The following is a 21,940-nucleotide window of genomic DNA, read 5'->3' as shown; positions in this document are numbered from 1 at the left end:
AAGCACACTATATGTGGTCGGTAGACTTGCCCCATGTACTGCCCCTACTGCCGCCATGACTCCTCCCGGGTCGTCGATTCACGCATGTTGGACGATGGCTCCGGCATCCGCCGTCGTCGTCAGTGTCCGCAGTGCTCCAAGCGCTTCACCACCATGGAGACCACCAGCCTCAATGTGATCAAACGATCGGGTGCCGCGGAGCCGTTCGACCGCTCGAAGGTCATCAACGGGGTGCGCAAGGCATGCCAGGGTCGTCCCGTGTCCAATGATGATCTCGCAGTGCTCGCCCAGGAGGTGGAGGAGACGATCCGCGCCGCTGGCAACGCCGAGGTCGACGCCAACGATGTGGGCCTCGCGATCCTCGGACCCCTGCGCCGGCTCGACGTCGTGGCCTATATGCGCTTCGCCTCGGTCTACCGCGGGTTCGAGTCCCTGCTGGACTTTGAGAACGCGATCGCGGAGCTGCGCCGGGAGGAACTCCACGGACCTTCAAGTTCAGGTGCAACCGTTGTCCAGCCAAGGTTCGGATTCCGCTAGACTCATGGACGTACCGGCGGTGCTCTCTTCTGGGGAAGGTTGAGAGCACCGCCGGTTTTCTCGTCTTCACCGTCGGGGACTTCTCCAGCCAGATGCACTGATGGTCCGGAGAGAACCCCCTGAGTTTCTCTCCGGACCACCTGCGCCTCCGAGAAGGCCCTACCATTAGACGCCCCGTGCGTCCCTGCGCTGCGCAGAACAGGCGGAACCCAGTAGCCCAGCCGGATAAACCCAGTAGAAGATACGGGGCCGGTATAGTCTTCACCAACTGATCTCTCGACCAAGGAGCCCGCGGTGCACCGCAGTGACCCTTTCGTGGGCAGACGCGAGGAGATCGCGTTGATCCAGCGGGCTGCTGATCGAGCGCGAAGCGGCAAGGCCCAGTTCGTCCTGGTCGAGGGTCTGACCGGCTCAGGCAAGACCCGTCTGCTGCACCGTGCCATGGAGAGCTACCCGGAATGGAACGAGCGCACGATCCTGCTCGATGAGTCCTTCATGGCTCAGCCGGGATCTGCGATCCAGCACCTCCTCGGCGCAGACCTCTCCGGAGCTGCGAGACGCTCCGGTTTCGCGGGCGCAGGGCACGGCGAGGTCGAGGATCTCCTCGCCGCGGGCTTCGACGCCGCCCCATCGCTGCAACGGCCGTACCTGCTCAGCGTGCAGAACCTGCACCTGGTCGACGAAGTCTCTGCTGACGCGCTCTGGCGGGCGCTCAGCCTCTTCCAGAACGGACCCGTACTGGTGGTGCTGAGCACCCAGGCCTCCGTGCGTCCAGAGGTGCAGCGGCTGATCCGGCTCGCCCAGGCCAGTCCCCGCGGCACCTATATCTCGCTGCAGCCGTTGGGACTGCGCGATGTCTCGGATCTTCTTGAGGCCTATTCCATGCTGCCCATCTCCGACGCCGTCGCCGCCCGGGTCATGGAGGAGACGGACGGCTACCCGGGTCTGGTGGAGCAGGTGGGGCTGTGGCTTCGGCGGACCCCGGTGGGTTCGCGCAGCATCGACCAGGCGCTGGTGCACACCGTGAAGTCTGCCGACTACAGCGGGATGCATCGCGATGTGCTCACCCGGATGAACTGGCTGCAGGACAGCGATCGGCGGGCGGTCGAGCTGCTGGCGGCCGCTGACGGTTCGCTGAGCCGGGGCCAGATCGAGGCGGCGCTCTCGACCCCCGTGGACCCGGCCGCGCTGTTGAGCACCTCGCTGCTCTCTTGGGAGGAGCTGACCGGCCGGTATGCCGTGAGCAGGCGCTCGCTCAGCCGCGCCGTGCTCAGCGGCACCTCGGAGGTGGATCGAGCGGGACTCCTCGTATCTCTTGCCGAGGTCCTTCGGGGGGAGGGCTCCGTCCGCCACCTGGCGGAGGCGATTCGGCTGGACCCCAGCCTCGCGGACGGGGCTCAGGTGATCGCAGAGCTGCAGGCCCACGCTCGGCACGCGGCGAAGCGACACGATTTCCGGGATGCCTTCGACCACCTGATGGCGGCGGTCTCCACGAATCTCGACGATGTGGAGTCCTTGTGTCTGCTCGCCGGCCTCGCGGTGCGCACCGACAGTGTCAGTGCTCTGCAGGAGCTTGAGCCCTCCATGCGGGCGTTGCCCCCCTCAACCTGCCGGGCCGGAATCCTGGCCCTGCTGATGTTGGAGCAGTCGGACACGGAGGCGGCGCTCTTCGAACTCGAATCCCACCGGCCCGAGCAGGACCCGGGGCTGCCCATCTACGCGGAGGCCGTGATCGAGGTGAGCGCACGGCTGCTCTCAGAATCCCTGCGCAGCCGGGGCGCCACGCTCGCCCACGACGTCTCTGCCTGCCTGCAGGCGGTGCTGGAGAGGCCGGACGGGCTCGATCTGGTCGGATATATCTGGGACCGCAGCCATCTGCTCGGGCTCAAGACGCTGAACACGCTGTGGATCCAGCTCTCCGCAGAGCAGCCACAGAACATCGACGCGATGATCCGGTGCGTCTCCGAGCGGCTGGCCGAATTGCGGGGCGAGCCTGCAGTCGAACGCTTCGAGGCCGCCCTGTACTCCGTCCGGGGCTCGCTGCTTCGCCAGCAGGGCTCGATGGCCGACGCCTATCACGATCTCTCCCTGGCGGCCGCGCAGGAAGGCTCGAGCAGCTATGTGATGTATGCGCGCACCCAGCTGGCCCTGCTGCTGTTCAGCTCCGGGTACTGGGATGAGGCGGCCAAGATGGCCGAGCGGGCCGCCGGAGCTGCGCTCGTCCGCCGGGAGGACGCGGTCTCTCACGTGGCCTACGCGGTCTCGCTGGTCGTGCCTGCCGCCCGTGGAGAGGTGGAGAAGGTCCGCGCGAGCCTGGAACGTCTGCATGAGAGCGAGCATGCCCATGGCCCGCTCGCCGCGGGCACCATCGATTGGGTGGAGGCCTGTCTGGCAGCCTCGCAGAACGACTTCCGCGGGGTCGCTCGAAACCTCCTGAGCATGCGCGACGACAGGACCGCCTGGTGGGCGATGGAGCCCCAGGCGATGAGCATGCTTGCGCGAGCGCTGCATCTGAGCGGCTGGGCCGCCATGCTTCCTGCCCTGCTGCGTGGTGCCGAGAGCGGCAGTTCCCTCCTGGATTTCCAGCAGCACCTCACCACCCCGTACCTGAGGGGTTTCGAACGCTGGTCAGCTGGTGCTCCGGAGGAGGCCATGGAGAGCCTGCTGCAGGTGCTCCGCGGCTATGACAGCAGCGCATCGATCCGTCCCACACAGCCGCCCGGGGAGGGCGGTGGGTTCCGGATCTTCCGAGCGATGCTCGGGCTCGACATCGGCGCGCTGGTCTCCGGCTATCCGGTCGAACTCGCGCGGCACCGGGCCACTGCACTGGAGCTCGCCGTCTGGTCAGCTTCGGTGCTGCAGGCCTGCGGCGCCGATACCCATCTGGAGCGGGCGAATCAGCTGATGGAGACCTTGCGGCCGCACCTTCTCAACGACCATCCGGCCGCCCGATCCCACGCGGCCGCGCTGCTGGGGTCGCAGCACACGTCGAAGCCCCAGGTCACCGAGGCCGCAGTGCCGGCGCGAGCCGAGCCCGAGCTCGGGGCCGAAGTGGAGCAGGCACTGCGCAGCCTGTCCCGCCGTGAGCGCCAGGTGACGCTGCTGGTCTCGGAGGGCAGCACGAACCGCGAGGTGGCTGAGCAGCTCGTCCTCTCGGTGCGGACCGTGGAGTATCACGTGGCCAACGCCATGACCAAGCTGCAGCTGCATTCGCGGCGGGAGATCCGCAGGCTCGTCCGGTCGCTCTGAGCCGGCCGGCCACGTCCGGGCGGAGGCGAGGACCAGAACCTCGCTCAGCTCGGTCCGCGTCTCAGCTCAGCCCGCCAGTGTGCGGAGCTCGGCGATCGCAGCCTCTGGGTCCGCCGCCGAGTACACGGCGGAGCCGGCCACAAAGGTGTCGGCCCCGGCCTCTGCCGCCCGGGTGATGGTCTCCGCACTGATTCCACCGTCCACCTGCAGCGCGATCTCTCCGCCAAGGTCATCGATGGCGGCCCGCGCGCGGCGGATCTTGGGCAGGATCAGGTCGAGGAAGCTCTGGCCGCCGAACCCCGGCTCCACCGTCATCAGCAGCAGCATGTCGAGTTCCCCGAGCATGTCCAGGTAGGGCTCGACGGGGGTGGCCGGCTTCAGCGCCATGGCCGACCGTGCGCCCTGGGCGCGAAGTTCCCGCGCGAGCCGGATCGGGGCCTTCGCCGCCTCGGCGTGGAAGGTCACGGATTCACAGCCCATCTCGGCGTACTGCGGGGCCCAGGTGTCAGGATCCTCGATCATCAGATGCACGTCCAGCGGCAGCTCGGTGGCGGCCCGCAGAGACTTCACCACGGGTAGTCCGATCGTCAGATTCGGCACGAAGTGGTTGTCCATCACGTCCACATGGACGGCGTCGGCAGTGGTGATGCGGCCCAGCTCGCGCTGGAGGTTCGCGAAGTCGGCGTTGAGGATGCTGGGGTGGATGCAGGTGCGGCTCACGGGGCGATCCTACCGGTCTTCAGCTCGCCTGCACGCCTCGCCGGAGCAGCGCGAAGAACATCGCGTCGGTCCCGTGGACGTGGGGCCAGAGCTGCACGCAGCGCTGCACAGTCCCCGTGCCGTGCTGCGCACCGGGTCCGTCCATCAGCTCCACGCCGGCCTCCAGCGCCGCGGCGCGCATCGGCTCACGGGCATCGAGCAGCTCGAGCTCCGGATGGCGACGCAGCAGGTCATCGACCTGGATGACCGTCTCCGCGGCATGCGGAGAGCAGGTCACATAGGCCAACAGGCCACCCGGTGCCAGCGCTCCGGCGGCGGCGTCGAGGAGCTCCAGCTGCAGGGCGGTCAGGCTCGAGAGGTCCCCTGGAGTCCGGCGCCAGCGGGCTTCGGGCCGGCGCCGCAGCGCGCCGAGACCGGTGCACGGTGCATCCACCAGGATCCGCTGAAAGCCGTCGGCACCGGCCTCCTCGCCGATGGTCCGGCCATCTCCGGTGCGCACGGCCCAGGCTTCCGGCGCCACCGCAGCCAGGGCGCCGGAGACCAGCTTCGCGCGGTGCGCGGCCGGCTCGTTGGCGAGCACCGTGGCTCCGCGTTCGGCGGCCAGCGCGGCGAGCAGGGCCGCTTTGCCACCGGGTCCTGCACAGAGGTCCAGCCAGCGCTCGGCAGCAGGCCTGTCGAATTCACCCAGCTCCTGATTCGCTTCCAGGTGAGGCGCAGCGTCAGCCGAGAGGTCCGCGAGGCCAGGAAGCTCGGCAGCGGCGAGTGCTCGAGTGACCCATTGGGACCCGATGTCTTGGACTCGAAGCTGACCCTCGCGGGCCCCGGGGAGACGGCCGATGTCTCCCCCGCGGAAGACTGCTGCTCCAGGCAGCAGCGGGGAGACCGTCGCCCCTGCTTCAGTCGCACTGCGCAGATGCTGCCCAGGCTCCTCCGTCACACCGGGAAGCTCCACGAGGTGGACCTCGGGGGCGTCATTATCGGCTCGCAGCAGGTCTTCGAGCTCTTCGCCCCGACCATGGAGTCGCAGTGACTGCCGCATCGCCCGGACCACCCAGGCCGGATGCGCATGCTTGAGTGCGAGCGCGTCGTCGCCGCTGAGCTTGCCGTCCACGGCGAGACGCTCGGCCCATTCGTCCAGCGAGGCGGCGCTGACCTTGCGAAGCACTGCGTTGACCAGACCGCTGGGACCGGCGCCGATCTCGCTGCGCACCAGGGCGACGGTCTCGTCCACCGCGGCGTGTGTCTCGACGCGCATGTTCAGCAGCTGGTGCGCGCCGAGGCGCAGGGCGTCGAGCACGGGTGCATCGAGCTGTGCCAGCGGACGATCCACGCAGGCGCTGAGGATGGCGTCATAGGTGCCCGTGCCGCGCAGCGTGCCGTAGGTCAGCTCGGTCGCGAAGGCGGCGTCTCGCTTGTCCAGGCGCTGTCGTCGGATCTCAGCGGGAAGCGTCAGGTTGGCATAGGCGTCATCCCGGCTGACCGCGCGCAGCACCGTGAACGCGGTGAGTCTCGCGGGATCGGCTCGGCGCTTCCGCTGCCCGGGGGCTGTGGCGCTGAAGCCGCGGGCCGCGCTCGACTTGTCCGACCGAGCACCACCGCGGTTTCGTTCGCGCCCCTTCTCGTTTCTGCGACTGCGCTGCGGGTCTTGGGACGGGCCGCTGTGACTCATGCGTGGTGCTCTTCCGTGGGGGTGGATGTGGTCTGCTCGGTTCCGCCGAGTCGCACCTGCGACTGCAGGCCGCGGTACCAGTCGACGGCGTTGATCATGGTCTTGCCCGCCGGCTGCACGCCGGAGAGCACAACCGCCTCCCCGTCACCTGCCCGGAACGCGATCACGCTCCCTGCCTCGCGACTCGCCGACGTGTGGTTGCCGGCGAGGGGACTCATGCTCTCTGAGTCCTCCGTGCTCGGCAGGCTCAGGACCTGTCCCGTTGCGGTCTCGGCCAGTGCCGCCTCCAGGCGCTGCGCAGCGTCGGGATCGGAGGGCGTCCGGTGCAGCCTGGCCACGCCGAGCTTGATCCGCTGATCTCCGTTCAACGTCCAGGCTCCCGGTTCGGGGATCGTGGCGTTGATCCGCTTCACCAGCTCCGCCGCTGGGCGAGAAGGATCGATGAAGGCGTCCTCGCGGGTGAGCTTGGGCGCGAAGCTGGGTGTGCCCCGCTGCGCCTGCGGTGTCGAGGTGCCGGTGAGCAGACTGGGCAGCAGCACGGTGAGCAGCGAGGCTCCGAGGTTCGTCAGGTCCTCGAGCACCGTCCCGGCGGAGGTGGCCTCGCGGATCTCGTAGCTGCACAGCCCGTGGACCGGGCCGGTGTCCATTCCGCGTTCGAGTTGGAACACCGTGGCCGCCGTGGTGCGTTCCCCGGCCAGGAGGGCATGGGGCACCGGGGCGGCTCCGCGGTAGGCCGGGAGCTGGGAATAGTGCAGATTGACCCAGCCGCGCGCCGGCACCTTCAGCGCCGCTTCGGGCAGCAGCGCGCCGTAGGCGACGACGACGCCCAGATCGGCTTCTGCCGTCGTGAGCTCGGCGGTCACCGAAGAGTCTATGGAGGCGGCCTTGATGACGGGTATGCCGGCGGCTTCGGCAGCCTGAGCGACGGGGGAGGGGGTCAGCCGGCGTCTACGTCCGACGGGCGCATCTGGCCTGGTCAGCACGGCGACGATGTCTGCACCGTGGCTCAGCAGCCGGCGCAGGCAGGTGGCGGCGATCTCCGGGGTGCCCGCGAAGAGGACTCGACCCCGCCCGGGGCCGTCGGACGCCGCACTCGCCGCGGCGAGCGAGTCTGCGGTGAACTGCTGCATGGTGAGGCCTTTCAGGAGGCGAAGAAGCTGCTGCTGGTGCGCCGGGTGACCTGCGCCTGATCCAGGGCCTGGCCGTACTCCCGGGATCGCAGCGCGCGGGCGGCGGCGCTCTTCTCCGCCCCGGTGAGCCGGTCGACGAACAGGCGTCCGTCCAGGTGGTCCACCTCATGCTGGAAGCAGGCCGCAAGCAGCCCGGTCGCGTCAGCCTCGATGTCACTGCCGTGTTGATCGATGCCGCTGAGCAGCACGCGCTGGGCGCGGGCTACAGGGGAGTAGATCTCGGCCACCGAGAGGCAGCCCTCGCGCAGCAGGTTCTCACCCGCCGCCGGACCTGCTTCGGGCTCGCGCGGGGTGAAGGTGCGCTCGCCGAGCAGCTGCAGCTGCGGATTGATCACGGCCCCGCGCTGACCGCTCACGTCGTAGGTGAAGATCCGCCGTCCCACGCCGATCTGTGGAGCCGCCAGGCCGATGCCTGATACCGCGTCCATGGTCTCGAACATGTTCGCGATGAGCTCACGGACGGTGTCATCGATCGAGGCCACGGCGGCCGCCGGTGTGCGCAGCACCGGGTCGCCGATCATGCGGATGGTCAGGACAGTCATGGAGTCATTCTTTCATTGTCCGGGCTCTCAGGATTCCGCACCGGCGGCGGCGCGATGGGCCGCAGTGCGGGCCCGGCGCTGGCAGTGGTTCGGCTGTGTTCCCAGACCTGACGAAGCGCGCAGAACTTGAACCAGTGAGCCTTCAGCAGGGCGGGGTTCGCCTGTGCAGCGACGACCTCCGACTCGGAGATCGCCACACCGAGCAGGATCGGATCTTCACCGTAGGGCCAGGGCTTCCATTCACCGGCGGCGGCGTCCACCAGCATCTCCTCACCCTTCATGCCGGCCACCAGCTGCATCACCACTGAATCATTCAGCGGCTTCGAGCGGCCGTCTCGGGTGAGTCCCTTGGTCTTGAAATCGATGATGCAGATGCGCCCACCGATCTCGGCGACGAGATCGAGCGTGCCGGCGTAGCCGAGCGTGTGATTCCAGACCGTCACCTCGGCGGCCACTGGCGTCACGCCGTAGAGCGTCCACCACTCGTCGAAGCGGTCGGCGAATCGCGTCTCCCGGTGCTCCTCCAGAGCTGCGCGCGCCGCCCGGGTGGTCTCGCTCAGCCCCAGTGCGCTCAGGGCCACCTGTTCCGCGTAATGGTGCACCCGATCTCCACGAGCTGCCGCGGCGTCCCGGAAGCGCTCGGCCGCCGAGGAGGCCTGCCGCGCGAGCCGCTTGAGCTCGGCGGGGGAGCCGACCGCGGCCGCGAGTCGCTGATCGTTGACCAGCTCAGAGGTCGCCATATGGCCCGCCCACCCGGTCATGTCCTTGTGCTCCTGAGAGATCACCGTCGTGATCGACGGCACCTCAGGGGAGCCGCTGGTCGAGCGCGAATACGTGCGGCCATAGTCGGTGGCGTGAGCGAGGCTGGGCTGTGTCATCGGCCTAAGTCTGCCACCTGGGACTGACATGCCGTTCTGCCGCCCGCGTCCGCCTCCGCCGGGACGAGGTGCAAGGGCGTTCTGCGAGGAAGTTCCTGCTCGATTGGACGAGCGGCCGAGACCTGCGCTATCGTTTCAAGTCGTTGAAACGCCGCAGAAATGTGGTCGGGACGGCACTGCGGATGTAGCTCAGCTGGCTAGAGCATCACCTTGCCATGGTGAGGGTCGCGAGTTCGAATCTCGTCATCCGCTCGCAGGATCTGGGGAAACCCTTGGACGATCAGCAGGATCACTGCACGGCAGCCAGGTCTTCGATGACCCGGTCGCTGGATGTCAGTCCGGGACGGTGTAGTGTTTCGGGGATGGCTACGGTGGGGTGGCCGAGTGGCGAGGCAGCGGCCTGCAAAGCCGTTAACGCGGGTTCGATTCCCGTCCCCACCTCGCAGCTTCGCTCGAGCACCGGGCGGGGAGACTGGGAACAATGAGAACTGAATAAGTCTGAATGGATGAGACAGTCCATACGGGCGCGATTAGCGCAGCGGTAGCGCGCTTCCCTGACACGGAAGAGGTCACTGGTTCGATCCCAGTATCGCGCACTGAGTACAGGGAATCTGCCGCCGAGAAGGTGGCGGGCGGTCCTGAACTCATGCGGATGTAGCTCAGCTGGCTAGAGCATCACCTTGCCATGGTGAGGGTCGCGAGTTCGAATCTCGTCATCCGCTCAGAACACAGGAAGGGCCCGGGACCTCATGGTCCCGGGCCCTTCCTGTATGCCGCGGCGGCCAGCCGTTGCCGGCCCAGTCGTTTGATTGCCCCAGATTGCGGTGCGGACGGGCCGCGCCGGCGCATGTGGCACACTTGGTGCTACACAATTCGTGCTCCGGGATCGGTGAAAATCCGAACCGGCGGTCAAAGTCCGCGACCCGAGTCAGGTGCAGCCCAGCTGCTCCGGTCTTGGTTGAACCGGTGGAACTCCGGTACCGACAGTCACAGTCTGGATGGGAGAAGCACGAGAGTCCGCGCCCTGTGGACTCCGCCATCGCGCGGAGCTCACGCAGGCGGACTGCGTCGACGCCTCACCGCATCGGCCTTCCCGGAGTGCCTCGACACGCTGGGAGGAGACGGCCGTTGCTTCACGAGTCAGCGATGACCCAAGCCTTGGAGCTGGCGCTCTCAGGCGTCCGAGGAGCCAATCCGCTGGTCGGAGCCCTGCTCGTCTCCGCACAGGGCGAGGTGCTCGCTCAGGGCCACCATCGAGGAGCAGGCACCTTCCACGCAGAGCGTGACGCGATCGCGAACTTCTTCGCCTCTCACCCAGACGGCGCTGACCTCAGCTCTGCGACGCTGTACACCTCACTGGAGCCGTGCCGGCATCAGGGTCGCCAGCCCGCCTGCACCCAGCTGATCATCGACGCGGGCATCGGTCGGCTCGTCCACGGCGCCTCGGACCCGACGAGCAACGGCGGGGGAGCGGCGGTGCTGAGTCGCGCGGGAATCGAGGTGGTCTCCTCCGTGTTGAGAGAGGAATGCGAGGCGCTGAATCACCGGTGGACGACGGCCCAGGAGCAGCAGCGTCCCTTCGTCACGGTCCATCTGGCCCAGACCCTCGACGCGCGGATCGCGGCCGCCGACGGAACCAGCCAATGGATCACCTCACAAGCTTCGCGCGAGCACACGCATCAGGTCCGCAGCCGGGCCGACGCGATCCTGGTGGGCACCAACACCGTGGCGGTGGACGACCCCCGGCTGACCGCGCGCACCCCCGCCGGGGACCTCACCCAGCGTCAGCCGCTCCGTGTGGTCATGGGCCTGACCCCCGTGCCGAAGCGCTGCAAGTTGACCCAGGCACTCCCCGAGGGTGAGGGCTGGGTGCAGCTGCGGACCCGAGATCCGTTGGAAGCCCTGCAGGAGCTCGCTCAGACCACGCACGGCGGGTACCCCGTCAAGCACGTCCTCGTCGAGGGTGGCCAGAGCGTGCTCTCGGCCTTCTTCGCCGCTGGGCTCGTGGACGAGGTCTTCGCCTACCACGCCCCGCTTCTGCTAGGTGCTGGAACCGCCAGCATCGGTGACATCGGCGTGAGAACACTTCGCGAAGCGCCCCGCTTCGCACTCGACCCCGCCGAGAGCGGGCCGGTGCAGATCATGGACTCCGATGTCTGTGTGCACCTGCAGCCGAAAGGAGACACATGTTCACCGGAATCGTGACTGGTCTGGGAGAGGTCCTCGAACGTCGGTTCGAACCCACCAAGTTCGTGGAGCGGCTGAGCTTCGCCGCCCCCGGGCACACCGAAGGTCTGGCCCTCGGCGGCTCGATCGCCGTCAACGGGGTCTGCGTCTCCGCTGTGGACATCGACGGTGACCGGATCAGCGTGGAGCTGATCCCAGAGACGCTGAAGCGCACTGCGCTGGGCAAGCTCGGCGTGGGCGATCGGCTCAACCTTGAGCGCTGCCTGCCCGCCGGCGCCCGCCTGGACGGCCACGTGGTCCAGGGCCATGTCGACGGTCTCGGCAAACTGGTGGAGCGGGACCCGCAGGACGGCAGGCACCGCTTCCAGATCAGCGCCGAGCTGGCTCCGTATCTCGCGGAGAAGGGCTCGATCGCCGTCGACGGGGTGTCGCTGACCGTCACTGCGGTCTCGGACCCAGCGTCCGCGCAGCCGTGGTTCGAGGTGGGGCTGATTCCGACGACGCTGGCCGAGACCACCCTCGGCGACCTCTCGGTCGGCGGAGTGGTCAATCTCGAGGTCGACGTGCTCGCGAAGTACACCCGGCGCATGCTGCAGTTCGGCCATCACCTCCCCGGCCCCGCCGCCCGCGCCGGAGCGGGAGCTGAGGACAAGGACGCTGCGGTGGAGGGCGCTGCCGGTGTAGCGGCCGGCCTTCATGGAGCCAGCGATGACGCTGCAGGCCCAGGGTCGTCCTCTCCGGTTCCCAGCATTCCCCAGCCGGAGACTCCGGCCCCGCTGCTTGATCCCATCGACGTCGCCCTCAACGAGCTCGCGGCGGGGCGACCCGTCGTCGTCGTCGATGACGCCGATCGCGAGAATGAGGGCGACATCATCTTCCCGGCCTCACTCGCCACGGAGGAGCTCATGGCGATGACGGTCCGTTACACCTCAGGGGTCATCTGTGTGCCGATGACGCCCGAGCGGGCGGAGCACCTGCAGCTGCCGCCGATGGTCACCGAGAACGAGGATCCCAAGGGCACCGCGTACACGATCAGCGCCGATGCCGCCTCGGGAGTGAGCACTGGGATCAGCGCCGCCGATCGCGCGCTCAGCGTGCGTGTCATGGCGGACTCCGCCACCACCGCCGGCGATCTGAGCCGACCCGGTCACCTTTTTCCGCTCATCGCGGACCCTGCGGGGGTGCTGGGTCGTCCGGGGCACACCGAGGCGGCCGTGGACCTGTGCCGGCTCGCTGGCCTGCCCGAGGTCGGTGTGATCGCCGAGCTGACCCACGACGACGGCCGCATGATGCGCCTGCCCGCGCTGCGCGACTTCGCCGACGCACACAGGCTCGCGCTCGTCTCCATCGCGGACCTGATCGCCTACCGCGGGGGGACCCCGAGCCACGGCGCCGCGATGGATTCGGTGGCGGCCAGCTGGGAGGCCCCCAGCGACGAGCTCGCGAAGCTTGTGACCCCGGGCCCGGTGGTCACGCTGCCCACCGATCACGGAGTCTTCGCGGCCCAGGTCTGGACCGAGCACGCGACCGGCCATGAACATATGCTCATCTCGGCGCTCGCGCAGGCCCCCGGGGAGGGCAAGGAGGACGCATCCCGTCCGCTGATACGGATGCACTCCGAATGTGTCACCGGTGATGTGCTCGGTTCCCGGCGCTGCGACTGCGGCACCCAGCTCGCCTCGGCGCTGGAGTCCATCCAGCGCGACGGCGGACATCTGCTCTACCTGCGCGGCCATGAGGGGCGCGGCATCGGGCTGGCCAACAAGATGCGCGCCTATAAGCTCCAGGAACAGGGAGCGGACACGGTGGAGGCCAACGAGATGCTGGGCCTTGCCGCCGAGCTGCGCGACTTCACCGGGGCGGCCGCGATCCTGCACTCCGCCGGGATCCGTCGGCTCCGGCTGATGACGAACAACCCGGTCAAGGTCGACACGCTGCGCGGAGCCGGTCTGGACGTGGAGCTCGTCCCCTCCACCGGCGTGGTGCACGAGACGAACCTGCGGTACCTGCAGACCAAGCGCGACCGGATGAACCACACGCTGGACCACCTGCAGCTGCACGAGCAGTGACCACGTCCTTGACCTGAGCCCCAGCCAGCCCAGCCCCAGCCAGCCCCAGCCAGCCCCAGCCAGCTCAGACCCACCGCACGCGTCAGAAACAGCCCACACCCCAGAACAGCCCACACCCCAGACAAAGGAGACCGCGCAGATGAGCGGCACCGGAACGCCACAGATCCAGCAGGACGAACTCGACGCGCTCGCCCGCGCAGCGGCACAGCACGGACTCAGGGTCGCCGTCGTCGCGTCACGCTGGCACCAGGAGGTCATGGACGGGCTGATCGCCGGTGCTCAGCGCTTCTTCGAACAGGTCGGGGTCCAGGAGGTGACGCTGCTGCGCGCTCCTGGGTCCTTCGAGCTGCCGGTGATCGCCTCCCATGCCGCCGCCCGATTCGACGCCGTGGTCGCCCTCGGCGTCGTGATCCGCGGTGGCACCCCGCATTTCGAGTATGTCTGCAATGCCGCCACCGATGGGCTGAGCCAGGTCGCGCTGACCTCGGGGACCCCCGTCGGGTTCGGACTGCTCACCTGCGACGATGAGGCCCAGGCGCTGGATCGCGCAGGTCTGCCAGGCTCCAAGGAGGACAAGGGGTTCGAGTCCGCCCATGCGGCTCTCGCAGCGGCGGCGGAGATCGCCGCGCTGGCCTCGTGAGATACCCTGGAGCGGTGAAAACCTTCGATCAGCTGTACGCCGAACTTGCCCAGAAGGCCGAGACCCGTCCGGAGGGCTCGGGCACCGTCGCAGCCCTCGACGCCGGCGTCCATCAGATCGGAAAGAAGATCGTGGAAGAGGCCGCCGAGGTCTGGATGGCATCGGAGTACCAGACCCAGGCCGAGACCGCCGAGGAGATCTCCCAGCTGCTCTACCATCTGCAGGTCATGATGATCGCCAAGGGGATCTCCCCGGAGGACGTCTACCAGTACCTCTGATTCCCTCGCGACATCAGCTGAGAAGAATCGCCGACCGCTCTATCACCTGCACACGAAAAGACGAGATTGACTATGCTGCGCATTGCTGTTCCCAATAAGGGCGCCCTCTCCGAGGCCGCCATGGAGATGCTCTCCGAGGCTGGCTACGTCCAGCGCCGCGACCGGCGCGAACTGGTCATGCTCGACGAGGAGAACCAGGTGGAGTTCTTCTACCTTCGCCCCCGCGACATCGCCGTCTATGTGGGCGCCGGAACCCTCGACATCGGGCTCACGGGGCGCGATCTGTTCCAGGACGCTCGGGTAGATCACGGTGCCGAGGAGGTCTTGGGGCTGGGCTTCGGCAAGTCGACCTTCCGCCTGGCAGGACCCGCCGGACGCTTCACCAGTGCGGCGGACCTCGCCGGGACCCGCGTGGCCACCAGCTACGACGGCCTGCTCGCCCACTGGTTCGAGTCCCAGGGAGTATCCGACGTCGAAGTGGTCCACCTCGACGGCGCCGTGGAGACCTCCGTGCGGCTCGGCGTCGCAGACGCCATCGCCGACGTCGTGGAGACCGGCAACACGCTCAAAGCCGCGGGGATGGAGACCTTCGGCGAGCCCATCATGGACTCTGAGGCCATCCTGATCTCGGGACGCGACCAGCGCCCCGAGGGGCTCGATCGACTGATCCGTCGGCTGCAGGGCGTCCTGGTCGCACGGCAGTACGTGATGATGGACTACGACGTGCACCGCGACCTGCTTCCCCAGGCCGCCGCGATCACCCCCGGTCTGGAATCCCCGACCATCTCCCCGCTGGCCGATGAGAACTGGGTCGCCGTGCGCTCGATGGTGCCGTCGAAGAAGACCAACCAGCTGATGGACGAGCTCTACGAGCTCGGTGCCCGCGCCATCCTGGTCTCCTCCATCCACGCCTGCCGCGTCTGATATCGAGGTAGCCGATGACACTGGCAGTCCGAGTCATCCCGTGCCTGGACGTCGACGCAGGTCGCGTGGTCAAGGGAGTCAACTTCGAGAATCTCCGCGACGCCGGGGATCCGGTGGAGCTCGCCCACCGGTACAACCGTGCCGGGGCCGATGAGCTGACCTTCCTCGACGTCACCGCCTCCTCGGCCGACCGCGAGACGACCTACGACGTCGTCACTCGCACCGCCGAAGAGGTGTTCATTCCGCTGACCGTGGGCGGTGGAGTCCGCTCACCGGCCGATGTGGACCGGCTGCTGCGCACCGGAGCCGACAAGGTCTCCATCAACACCGCCGCGGTGTCCCGCCCCGAGGTGATCAATGAGATCGTCGCTCGATTCGGCAATCAGGTGCTCGTGCTGTCCCTGGACGCACGGCGCAGCTCGGCCACCGAGTCGGGCTATGAGGTCACCACTCACGGAGGACGGCAGGGGACCGGCATCGATGCGCTGAGCTGGTGCCGCGAGGCCTCGGAGCGCGGCGTGGGCGAGATCCTGCTGAACTCGATCGACGCGGACGGCACCCGAGATGGCTTCGACACCGAGATGATCGCCGCCGTGCGGGCCGTCAGCTCCGTCCCGCTGATCGCCTCGGGCGGCGCCGGCACTCCGGCGCACTTCCCGCCTGCGATCGCCGCTGGAGCCGATGCGGTCCTTGCGGCCTCCATGTTCCACTTCGGCCCGGATGACATGATCGCCCAGGTCAAGAACGCCATACGATCTGCCGGTTATCCGGTGAGATGAGGACTTTGATGAGCACCGCCGACTCCACCGCATCTGGACTCGCCGCACCCCAGGGTGCCGAGTCCTCAGCAGCAGAACACCCCGCCGAGTCAGCCGCGAGTCTGCCCGATGCGGTCCTGGACGCGGTGCGCTTCAACGCCGATGGCCTGATCCCGGTCATCACCCAGGATGCCGACAGCCACGAGGTCCTGATGCTGGCCTGGATGAACTCCGAGGCGCTCGGCATCACGTTGGCGACGCGTCAGGGCGTGTACTTCTCCCGCTCGCGCGGCGAGCTCTGGCGCAAGGGAGCCACTTCTGGCAACGTCCAGCACGTCGTTTCCCTTGCACTGGACTGCGATGGTGACACCGTGCTGATGAAGGTGGAGCAGACGGGCCCCGCCTGCCACACCGGCACCGCCACCTGCTTCACCGGGCGGGAGATCGCCCATGCATGATCTCGGCAGCGTGGTGCCCGCTCGGGAGCAGTTCCTCGATCTTGCCCAGGATCACCGCGTCATCCCGGTGACGATGACGCTGCTCGCGGACGCGCACACCCCCTTGAGCATCTATCGTGCGCTGGCCACTGACCACACAGGCTCCGCACGCCCAGGGACCTTCCTGATGGAGTCCGCGGCGCCGGGCGCCGCCTGGTCCCGCCATTCCTTCATCGGCGTGCACTCCTCGGCCACGCTCAGCGAGAAGGACGGTGCGGCCCACTGGATGGGAGAGCCGCCCCGGGGAGCACCGCTGCAGGGCAGCACTGCGGAGGTGCTGCGCGATACGCTCACCTTCCTCTCCGGGGGCGCCCCGGGTGACACCGCGGGGGAGGCGGGGCGCGCAGCCCCCGGCAGGCCCTTCATCGAGGAGCTTCCGCACCTGACCTCCGGGCTGGTCGGTTACGCCGGGTGGGACGTCATCCGCCACTGGGAGAAGCTGCCGAACCCGCCCCGAGATGATCTTCATGTGCCCGAGATGGCCATGAACCTGGTCTCGGACCTCGCGGTGCACGACAACCGTGACGGCACCGTCACGCTGGTCGCCAACGCGATCAACTTCGATGGCCTCGACACCGGAGTCGAGGCAGCCTACTCCGACGCCGTGGCCCGGCTGCATGCTATGGCGGCAAAGCTCGCCGAGCCCGTGGCCCCCGTGATCTCCGCCGCGGAGCGGAACTGGGGCGCCGCCGTCGAGCGGGACCTCCAAGAACGCGTCGTCCATGCCTGGGACGAGAACGAATACCTGGCGACGCTGACCAAGGCCAAACAGGCGATCGTGGACGGCGAGGTGTTCCAGATCGTGGTCTCGCGACGATTCGAGGTCGAGACCGACGTGGATGCCCTCGCGGTCTACCGGATGCTGCGCCTGCTCAACCCGAGTCCCTACATGTACCTCATGCATTTCGAGACCCCCGACGGCGAGCCCTACCAGCTGGTCGGCGCCTCCCCTGAAGCGCTGGTCACCGTGGAGGACACCACCGTGGTCACCCATCCGATCGCCGGCACCCGGCCACGCGGAGAGACACCGCGCCAGGACGCCGAGCTCGCCGAGGACCTGCTGGCGGACCAGAAGGAGCGCGCCGAGCACATCATGCTCGTGGACCTGGCGCGCAACGACCTGGCCAAGGTCTGCGTGCCCGGCTCGGTGCAGGTCACACAGTTCATGGCAGTCGAGCGCTTCAGCCACGTGATGCACCTGACCAGCCACGTGCAGGGAGAGCTTGCCAGTGAATACACCGCCTACGACGTCCTTTCGGCGACCTTCCCTGCCGGGACCCTCTCCGGAGCGCCGAAGCCGCGGGCACTTCAGCTGCTGGACGCCTGGGAGCCGACGCGGCGGGGCATCTACGGGGGAGTGGTGGGCTACTTCGACCTCTCCGGCCGCATGGACGCCGCCATCGCCATCCGCTCGGCGCTGCTGAAGAACGGCCGCGCCTACGTGCAGGCGGGCGGCGGAATCGTGGCGGACTCCGAGAACGACGCCGAACGCCTGGAGACCGTGAACAAGGCCGCCGCTCCGCTGCGCGCCGTGCTGGCCGCCGACCGACTGGAGCACACATGAGTGAGACCACGACGCCAGACCCGCAGGGCGCCCGACCCGGCCGCCCCGAAGGCTGGTCCGCCCGTCTGCGCCGCGCACTGACCCGGCGCACCGTGGTCTGGATGACCCTCATCGGCGGGGCGATGCTGCTGATCTCCTCGACCATGACCTGGGTGACCGCCTCCGGGCTCGGAGCCACCTCCGCAGTCCAAGAGGTCGAGATCTCCGGGGCAGACCTGGTGGACACCGTCACCGCCATGGGGCTGGTGGGCCTCGCCGCCGGACTGGCCGTCTCGATCGCAAAGCTGCTCGGGAGGGTGCTGATCGGTTCGGTGCTCTTCGGCGCCGCGATCATCGCTCTGCTCTCGGTCCGTGCCGTGCTCGCCGATACCGGCTCCACCGCCGCCAGTGCGTTGGGGGAGATCACCGGCACCACCGCAGAAGCGCAGCGCTACGAGCTCTCCGGCGCCGTGTGGCTGGGCTTCGCCGGCGCGCTGCTGCTGCTCGTCGCCTCGCTCGCACTGCTGCTGCTCTCCCACCGGTGGCCGGATCGCCAGTCGCGCAAGTACCAGGTGTCCGGAGGCGAATCGGGCAGCGAGCAGCGAGCCCACGGAGGCTCTGCCGAGGAACACGGCGCGGGCACGGCTGCCGGGCCAGCCTCGCAGGCACGCAGCGGTCGGGACACCGACCCGGATGAGTTCGACCTCTGGGACGGACTCTCCGACGGCGAGGACCCCACCGACTCCCGACGCTGAACAGCCGCCCGATTCACGGCCACCCGATTCTCAGTCGCTCGTCACCCGCCGCTCGTCACCCGACGTCGTCACCGACCGCGGCGGCGGGCCATACGTGGCAGAATGGCCAGCAGACTGAATGAGCACCGAAGCACGTTCCAGAGAGGACCAGGATGAGCACCACCTCAGCTTTGCGCGACACCGAGCCGGCACCCGGCGAGAAGGTGGATGACGAGTACATCCATCACGACCACATCGGGCACGGTTCCACTCCCGCCGCCTGGTCGCTGAGCATCTGCATCATGGTGGGCTCGATCATCGCCGGCATCGGCATGGTCACCCAGGTCTGGGTGCTGGTCTGGATCTCGATCCTCTTCCTCCCGCTGGCGATCGTCCTGGGCCTGGTGCTCAAGGCCAAGGGCTACGGCGTCGAGATGGACGCCAAGAAGGTCATCAGCGAGCACGAGAGCGCCCGCGATCACCAGGGCCCCGCCACCGCCGACAACTCCCGAGGCAACAAGGACAAGCGGCGGCCTGAAACCGCCGCACACTGAATGGTGAGCGTTCTCGATTCCATCATCGTCGGAGTCCGCGAGGACCTCGAGGAGCGCCGGAGTGCAGTTCCGCTCGAGGAGATCGTGGCCCGCTCCGCGGCGGCAGCGCCCGCGCTCGATGCTCACGCCGCGCTGACCCAGGGGCGCAGCGATCCGGAGGGCGTCCGCATCATCTCCGAGGTGAAGCGTTCCTCGCCCTCGAAGGGTGAGCTCGCCGAGATCCCCGATCCGGCGAGTCTTGCGCGTGCCTACCAGTCCGGTGGGGCCGCAGTGATCAGCGTGCTCACCGAAGGACGACGCTTCAAGGGCAGCCTGGCGGACCTCGACGCCGTCCGGGCCGCCGTGGACATCCCGGTCCTGCGCAAGGACTTCATGGTCGATGAGTACCAGTTCTATGAAGCTCGGGCGCATGGGGCGGACCTGGTGCTGCTCATCGTCGCCGCGCTCGACGACGAAACCCTCGCCCGCTTCCTCGCACTGACCCACGAACTGGGCATGGAGGCGCTCGTCGAGGCGCATACTGAAGAGGAGATCTCCCGGGCTGTGGCCGCCGGGGCCAAGATCGTCGGAGTCAACGTGCGCAACCTGAAGACCCTGGAGGTCGACGTCGCCCATTACGCCACGATGGCGCGTCACCTTCCCGCCGATGTGGTGCGGATCGCCGAGTCCGGCGTCACCGGTCCGGCCGTCGTCGCGGACTACGCGCTGCAAGGCGCCGACGCCGTGCTGGTCGGGGAGGCGCTGGTCAGGGACGGCGAGCCCGCCGAGGCCCTGCGTCGCTTCCGCACCGCGAGTCTTGTCCAAGAACACTGAGGAGAGACCATGAGCGCTCCCGCTGAGGAGACCCAGAAATACCGCGACCACGAGGGGCCCTACTTCGGGAACTTCGGTGGCCGCTGGATGCCGGAATCACTGGTCGCAGCCCTCGACGAGGTGGAACGCACCTTCCGTGAGGCGAAGGCAGATCCGGCCTTCATCGCCGAGTTCCAGCGCCTCTCCCGGGACTACACCGGACGGCCCTCGCTGCTCACCGAGGTCACCCGCTTCGCCGCCGAGGCCGGGCCGGCCCGGATGTTCCTCAAGCGCGAGGACCTCAATCACACCGGGTCGCACAAGATCAACAACGTGCTGGGACAGGCGCTCCTGGCGCAGCGCATGGGCAAGACCCGGCTGATCGCCGAAACCGGCGCCGGCCAGCACGGAGTCGCCACCGCCACGGCCGCCGCACTCATGGGCATGGAGTGCGTGGTCTACATGGGTTCGGCAGACACCAAGCGGCAGGCGCTCAACGTCGCGCGGATGCGACTGCTCGGGGCAGAGGTGGTCCCCGTGGACCACGGCGCACAGACGCTCAAGGACGCCATCAACGAGGCTCTGCGGGACTGGGTCGCCTCGGTGGAGAACACCCACTACCTGCTCGGCACCGTCGCCGGACCGCATCCGTTCCCCGAGATGGTCCGCTGGTTCCACCAGATCATCGGAGAGGAGGCGCGCGAGCAGATCCTCTCCATGGAGGGACGGCTTCCCGATGCGGTGGCGGCCTGCGTGGGCGGCGGCTCCAACGCGATGGGCCTCTTCCACGGGTTCCTCGACGACCCCGAGGTGGCGCTCTACGGCTTCGAAGCCGGAGGGGACGGTGTCGAGACTGGGCGGCATGCGTCGGCCATCACACTTGGCCGCTCGGGTGTGCTTCACGGTGCCCGATCCTTCCTGATGCAGGACGAGGACGGCCAGACCGTCGACTCGCATTCCATCTCCGCGGGACTCGACTACCCCTCGGTGGGCCCTGAACACGCCTACCTCGCCGAGACCGGCCGCGCCACCTACGAACCGGTGACCGATGCGGAATGTATGGCCTCCTTCGAGATGCTGTGCCGAACCGAGGGCATCATTCCTGCCATCGAATCAGCCCACGCCCTGGCGGGCGCCGCACGGCTCTCCCGCAGCTGGGGCGAGGCCGGTGAGGGCAAGATCATCATCATCAACCTCTCCGGACGCGGGGACAAGGACGTCGAGACCGCAGCCGAATGGTTCAGGCTGCTGCCCGGTCAGAAGAACGACCCGGTGGCCGAGACCGACACCGCGGAGAACGGCGCAGACGGGCCGTCTCCGGCACCCGAGACGGGAGTACAGGGATGAGCACCACGACAGCAGTTGACCAGCGGCCCGCCACCCCCGCGTCGAAGACCGAGCGCGCCATCGAGGCGGCCCGCGCCCAGGGGCGCGCGGCCTTCGTCGGCTACCTCCCCGCCGGGTACCCGGACAAGGAGACCTCCATCGCGGCGGCCATCGAGCTGGCCCGCAACGGCGCTGATGTCATCGAGATCGGTGTTCCCTATTCGGATCCCGTCATGGACGGCCCCGTGATCCAGCAGGCGACCACCGAGGTGCTCGCTCGCGGGTTCCGCCTCCCGGAGGTCTTCGAGATCGTGGAGGCAGTGGTTGAGGCCACCGACGCCGCGGTGCTGGTGATGACCTACTACAACCTGATCGACCGCATGGGTGCTGAGGAGTTCGCCAGCAGGCTGGCGGCTGCCGGGGGAGCGGGCGCGATCACCCCGGACCTCATCCCCGATGAGGCAGGCGAGTGGATCGCCGCCACAGATCGTCACGGACTGGATCGGGTCTTCCTGACCGCTCCGTCCTCCTCGCCGGAACGCGTGGAGAAGATCGTCGCCGCCTCCCGCGGCTTCGTCTACGGAGTCTCGGTGATGGGCGTGACCGGTGCTCGGGATCAGGTGTCCGACGCCGCAGAGCGTGTGGTCGCAGCCGCCAAGAGCGCAGGGGCCGAACGGGTCTGTGTGGGTCTGGGCGTCTCCACCCGTTCGCATGTCGAGGAGATCGGCCGCTACGCCGACGGCGTCATCGTCGGCACCGCACTCGTCACCGCACTGCGCGACGGCGGACCCTCAGCAGTCGCGACGCTGACCGCCGAGCTCACCGGGGCCGGCGCCTCCCGATGACATAGACT

The 21,940-nt window shown here is 68.3% G+C and carries 20 protein-coding genes, 4 tRNA genes and 1 riboswitch; of the genes, 19 read left to right on the top strand and 5 right to left on the bottom strand.

Annotation, left to right across the window (positions count from 1 at the left end; all coding sequences use genetic code 11):
- Positions 1-33: 33 nt before the first annotated feature.
- Together nrdR and IY716_RS13965 are read left to right on the top strand one after the other, a co-directional pair.
- On the top strand, positions 34-537 hold the full coding sequence (nrdR, locus tag IY716_RS03290) for a transcriptional regulator NrdR (protein ID WP_192590763.1): 504 nt from the start codon (positions 34-36) through the stop codon (positions 535-537).
- A 294-nt stretch (positions 538-831) separates the two neighbouring features.
- Positions 832-3,786 carry a LuxR family transcriptional regulator gene (locus tag IY716_RS13965; RefSeq protein ID WP_218220172.1) on the top strand — a complete coding sequence of 985 codons (2,955 nt, stop codon included), beginning with the start codon at positions 832-834 and terminating at the stop codon, positions 3,784-3,786.
- A 66-nt stretch (positions 3,787-3,852) separates the two neighbouring features.
- Here IY716_RS13965 and rpe read toward each other — a convergent pair whose 3' ends face one another.
- The 5 genes from rpe to IY716_RS03260 are packed head-to-tail and all read right to left on the bottom strand — an operon-like array spanning position 3,853 to position 8,785.
- Positions 3,853-4,506 (bottom strand): ribulose-phosphate 3-epimerase, encoded by a 654-nt coding sequence (rpe, locus tag IY716_RS03280; protein ID WP_218220171.1) that lies wholly within the window; start codon positions 4,504-4,506, stop codon positions 3,853-3,855.
- A gap of 19 nt (positions 4,507-4,525) precedes the next feature.
- Positions 4,526-6,175: an RsmB/NOP family class I SAM-dependent RNA methyltransferase gene (locus tag IY716_RS03275; protein WP_218220170.1), complete on the bottom strand. Its 1,650-nt coding sequence runs from the start codon at positions 6,173-6,175 to the stop codon at positions 4,526-4,528.
- The gene (locus IY716_RS03270; protein ID WP_218220169.1) at positions 6,172-7,305 is read right to left on the bottom strand and encodes a methionyl-tRNA formyltransferase; all 1,134 of its coding nucleotides are present in this window, start codon (positions 7,303-7,305) and stop codon (positions 6,172-6,174) included. Before IY716_RS03270 ends, IY716_RS03275 begins: the two co-directional genes overlap by 4 nt.
- Positions 7,306-7,316: 11 nt before the next feature.
- Positions 7,317-7,907 (bottom strand): peptide deformylase, encoded by a 591-nt coding sequence (gene def / locus IY716_RS03265; protein ID WP_218220168.1) that lies wholly within the window; start codon positions 7,905-7,907, stop codon positions 7,317-7,319.
- On the bottom strand, positions 7,904-8,785 hold the full coding sequence (locus IY716_RS03260; protein WP_218220167.1) for a PD-(D/E)XK nuclease family protein: 882 nt from the start codon (positions 8,783-8,785) through the stop codon (positions 7,904-7,906). Before IY716_RS03260 ends, def begins: the two co-directional genes overlap by 4 nt.
- A gap of 178 nt (positions 8,786-8,963) precedes the next feature.
- Between IY716_RS03260 and IY716_RS03255 the strand changes: the two genes are divergently transcribed.
- The 17 genes from IY716_RS03255 (at position 8,964) to trpA (ending at position 21,932) form a co-directional block, all read left to right on the top strand.
- Positions 8,964-9,037: transfer RNA gene (locus IY716_RS03255), tRNA-Gly, on the top strand.
- Between the two features lie 118 nt (positions 9,038-9,155).
- Positions 9,156-9,226: transfer RNA gene (locus IY716_RS03250), tRNA-Cys, on the top strand.
- 83 nt (positions 9,227-9,309) lie between these two features.
- A tRNA-Val gene (locus IY716_RS03245) sits at positions 9,310-9,381 on the top strand.
- 52 nt (positions 9,382-9,433) lie between these two features.
- Positions 9,434-9,507, top strand: a tRNA-Gly gene (locus IY716_RS03240).
- A 149-nt stretch (positions 9,508-9,656) separates the two neighbouring features.
- Positions 9,657-9,800, top strand: a riboswitch (FMN riboswitch).
- A gap of 113 nt (positions 9,801-9,913) precedes the next feature.
- On the top strand, positions 9,914-10,990 hold the full coding sequence (gene ribD, locus IY716_RS03235) for a bifunctional diaminohydroxyphosphoribosylaminopyrimidine deaminase/5-amino-6-(5-phosphoribosylamino)uracil reductase RibD (RefSeq protein ID WP_218220166.1): 1,077 nt from the start codon (positions 9,914-9,916) through the stop codon (positions 10,988-10,990).
- Positions 10,972-13,041, top strand: coding sequence for a 3,4-dihydroxy-2-butanone-4-phosphate synthase (ribB, locus tag IY716_RS13960; RefSeq protein WP_369699572.1), 2,070 nt, complete (start codon positions 10,972-10,974; stop codon positions 13,039-13,041). Before ribD ends, ribB begins: the two co-directional genes overlap by 19 nt.
- A 139-nt stretch (positions 13,042-13,180) precedes the next feature.
- Positions 13,181-13,681 (top strand): 6,7-dimethyl-8-ribityllumazine synthase, encoded by a 501-nt coding sequence (ribH, locus tag IY716_RS03220; protein ID WP_218220165.1) that lies wholly within the window; start codon positions 13,181-13,183, stop codon positions 13,679-13,681.
- Positions 13,682-13,695: 14 nt separating this feature from the next.
- Positions 13,696-13,959, top strand: coding sequence for a phosphoribosyl-ATP diphosphatase (locus tag IY716_RS03215; RefSeq protein WP_218220164.1), 264 nt, complete (start codon positions 13,696-13,698; stop codon positions 13,957-13,959).
- Between the two features lie 72 nt (positions 13,960-14,031).
- Positions 14,032-14,883 carry an ATP phosphoribosyltransferase gene (gene hisG, locus IY716_RS03210; RefSeq protein ID WP_218220163.1) on the top strand — a complete coding sequence of 284 codons (852 nt, stop codon included), beginning with the start codon at positions 14,032-14,034 and terminating at the stop codon, positions 14,881-14,883.
- A 14-nt stretch (positions 14,884-14,897) separates the two neighbouring features.
- The gene (hisF, locus tag IY716_RS03205) at positions 14,898-15,662 is read left to right on the top strand and encodes an imidazole glycerol phosphate synthase subunit HisF (protein ID WP_218220162.1); all 765 of its coding nucleotides are present in this window, start codon (positions 14,898-14,900) and stop codon (positions 15,660-15,662) included.
- Between the two features lie 8 nt (positions 15,663-15,670).
- Positions 15,671-16,099, top strand: a complete 429-nt coding sequence (gene hisI / locus IY716_RS03200; RefSeq protein WP_218220161.1) for a phosphoribosyl-AMP cyclohydrolase — start codon at positions 15,671-15,673, stop codon at positions 16,097-16,099.
- Positions 16,092-17,702: an anthranilate synthase component I gene (locus IY716_RS03195; protein WP_218220160.1), complete on the top strand. Its 1,611-nt coding sequence runs from the start codon at positions 16,092-16,094 to the stop codon at positions 17,700-17,702. The genes hisI and IY716_RS03195 overlap by 8 nt, the downstream gene beginning before the upstream one ends.
- Positions 17,699-18,436, top strand: a complete 738-nt coding sequence (locus tag IY716_RS03190) for a Trp biosynthesis-associated membrane protein (RefSeq protein ID WP_218220159.1) — start codon at positions 17,699-17,701, stop codon at positions 18,434-18,436. Before IY716_RS03195 ends, IY716_RS03190 begins: the two co-directional genes overlap by 4 nt.
- Positions 18,437-18,588: 152 nt before the next feature.
- Positions 18,589-18,969 (top strand): HGxxPAAW family protein, encoded by a 381-nt coding sequence (locus IY716_RS03185; protein WP_218220158.1) that lies wholly within the window; start codon positions 18,589-18,591, stop codon positions 18,967-18,969.
- The gene (gene trpC / locus IY716_RS13675; RefSeq protein ID WP_255316413.1) at positions 18,970-19,782 is read left to right on the top strand and encodes an indole-3-glycerol phosphate synthase TrpC; all 813 of its coding nucleotides are present in this window, start codon (positions 18,970-18,972) and stop codon (positions 19,780-19,782) included.
- Between the two features lie 9 nt (positions 19,783-19,791).
- Positions 19,792-21,108 (top strand): tryptophan synthase subunit beta, encoded by a 1,317-nt coding sequence (gene trpB / locus IY716_RS13670; protein ID WP_255316412.1) that lies wholly within the window; start codon positions 19,792-19,794, stop codon positions 21,106-21,108.
- Entirely contained in the window at positions 21,105-21,932 is an 828-nt protein-coding gene (trpA, locus tag IY716_RS03175) for a tryptophan synthase subunit alpha (RefSeq protein WP_218220157.1), read from the top strand. The genes trpB and trpA overlap by 4 nt, the downstream gene beginning before the upstream one ends.
- The last annotated feature ends 8 nt before the right edge of the window (positions 21,933-21,940 follow it).

It is taken from the genome of Nesterenkonia sp. Act20, from assembly GCF_019173455.1.
GTDB lineage: Bacteria > Actinomycetota > Actinomycetes > Actinomycetales > Micrococcaceae > Nesterenkonia.
The sequence above is the reverse complement of the archived record's forward strand: the minus strand, read 5'-3'. Positions and strand labels throughout refer to the sequence as shown.

Excerpts from the sequence above, each read along its gene's own strand:
- nrdR (WP_192590763.1), top strand. The coding sequence starts at position 34 with ATGTACTGCCCCTACTGCCGCCATGACTCCTCCCGGGTCGTCGATTCA.
- IY716_RS03275 (WP_218220170.1), bottom strand. The coding sequence starts at position 6,175 with ATGAGTCACAGCGGCCCGTCCCAAGACCCGCAGCGCAGTCGCAGAAAC.
- IY716_RS03270 (WP_218220169.1), bottom strand. The coding sequence starts at position 7,305 with ATGCAGCAGTTCACCGCAGACTCGCTCGCCGCGGCGAGTGCGGCGTCC.
- def (WP_218220168.1), bottom strand. The coding sequence starts at position 7,907 with ATGACTGTCCTGACCATCCGCATGATCGGCGACCCGGTGCTGCGCACA.
- IY716_RS03260 (WP_218220167.1), bottom strand. The coding sequence starts at position 8,785 with ATGACACAGCCCAGCCTCGCTCACGCCACCGACTATGGCCGCACGTAT.
- ribB (WP_369699572.1), top strand. The coding sequence starts at position 10,972 with ATGTTCACCGGAATCGTGACTGGTCTGGGAGAGGTCCTCGAACGTCGG.
- ribH (WP_218220165.1), top strand. The coding sequence starts at position 13,181 with ATGAGCGGCACCGGAACGCCACAGATCCAGCAGGACGAACTCGACGCG.
- hisG (WP_218220163.1), top strand. The coding sequence starts at position 14,032 with ATGCTGCGCATTGCTGTTCCCAATAAGGGCGCCCTCTCCGAGGCCGCC.
- hisF (WP_218220162.1), top strand. The coding sequence starts at position 14,898 with ATGACACTGGCAGTCCGAGTCATCCCGTGCCTGGACGTCGACGCAGGT.
- hisI (WP_218220161.1), top strand. The coding sequence starts at position 15,671 with ATGAGCACCGCCGACTCCACCGCATCTGGACTCGCCGCACCCCAGGGT.
- IY716_RS03195 (WP_218220160.1), top strand. The coding sequence starts at position 16,092 with ATGCATGATCTCGGCAGCGTGGTGCCCGCTCGGGAGCAGTTCCTCGAT.
- IY716_RS03190 (WP_218220159.1), top strand. The coding sequence starts at position 17,699 with ATGAGTGAGACCACGACGCCAGACCCGCAGGGCGCCCGACCCGGCCGC.
- IY716_RS03185 (WP_218220158.1), top strand. The coding sequence starts at position 18,589 with ATGAGCACCACCTCAGCTTTGCGCGACACCGAGCCGGCACCCGGCGAG.
- trpC (WP_255316413.1), top strand. The coding sequence starts at position 18,970 with ATGGTGAGCGTTCTCGATTCCATCATCGTCGGAGTCCGCGAGGACCTC.
- trpB (WP_255316412.1), top strand. The coding sequence starts at position 19,792 with ATGAGCGCTCCCGCTGAGGAGACCCAGAAATACCGCGACCACGAGGGG.
- trpA (WP_218220157.1), top strand. The coding sequence starts at position 21,105 with ATGAGCACCACGACAGCAGTTGACCAGCGGCCCGCCACCCCCGCGTCG.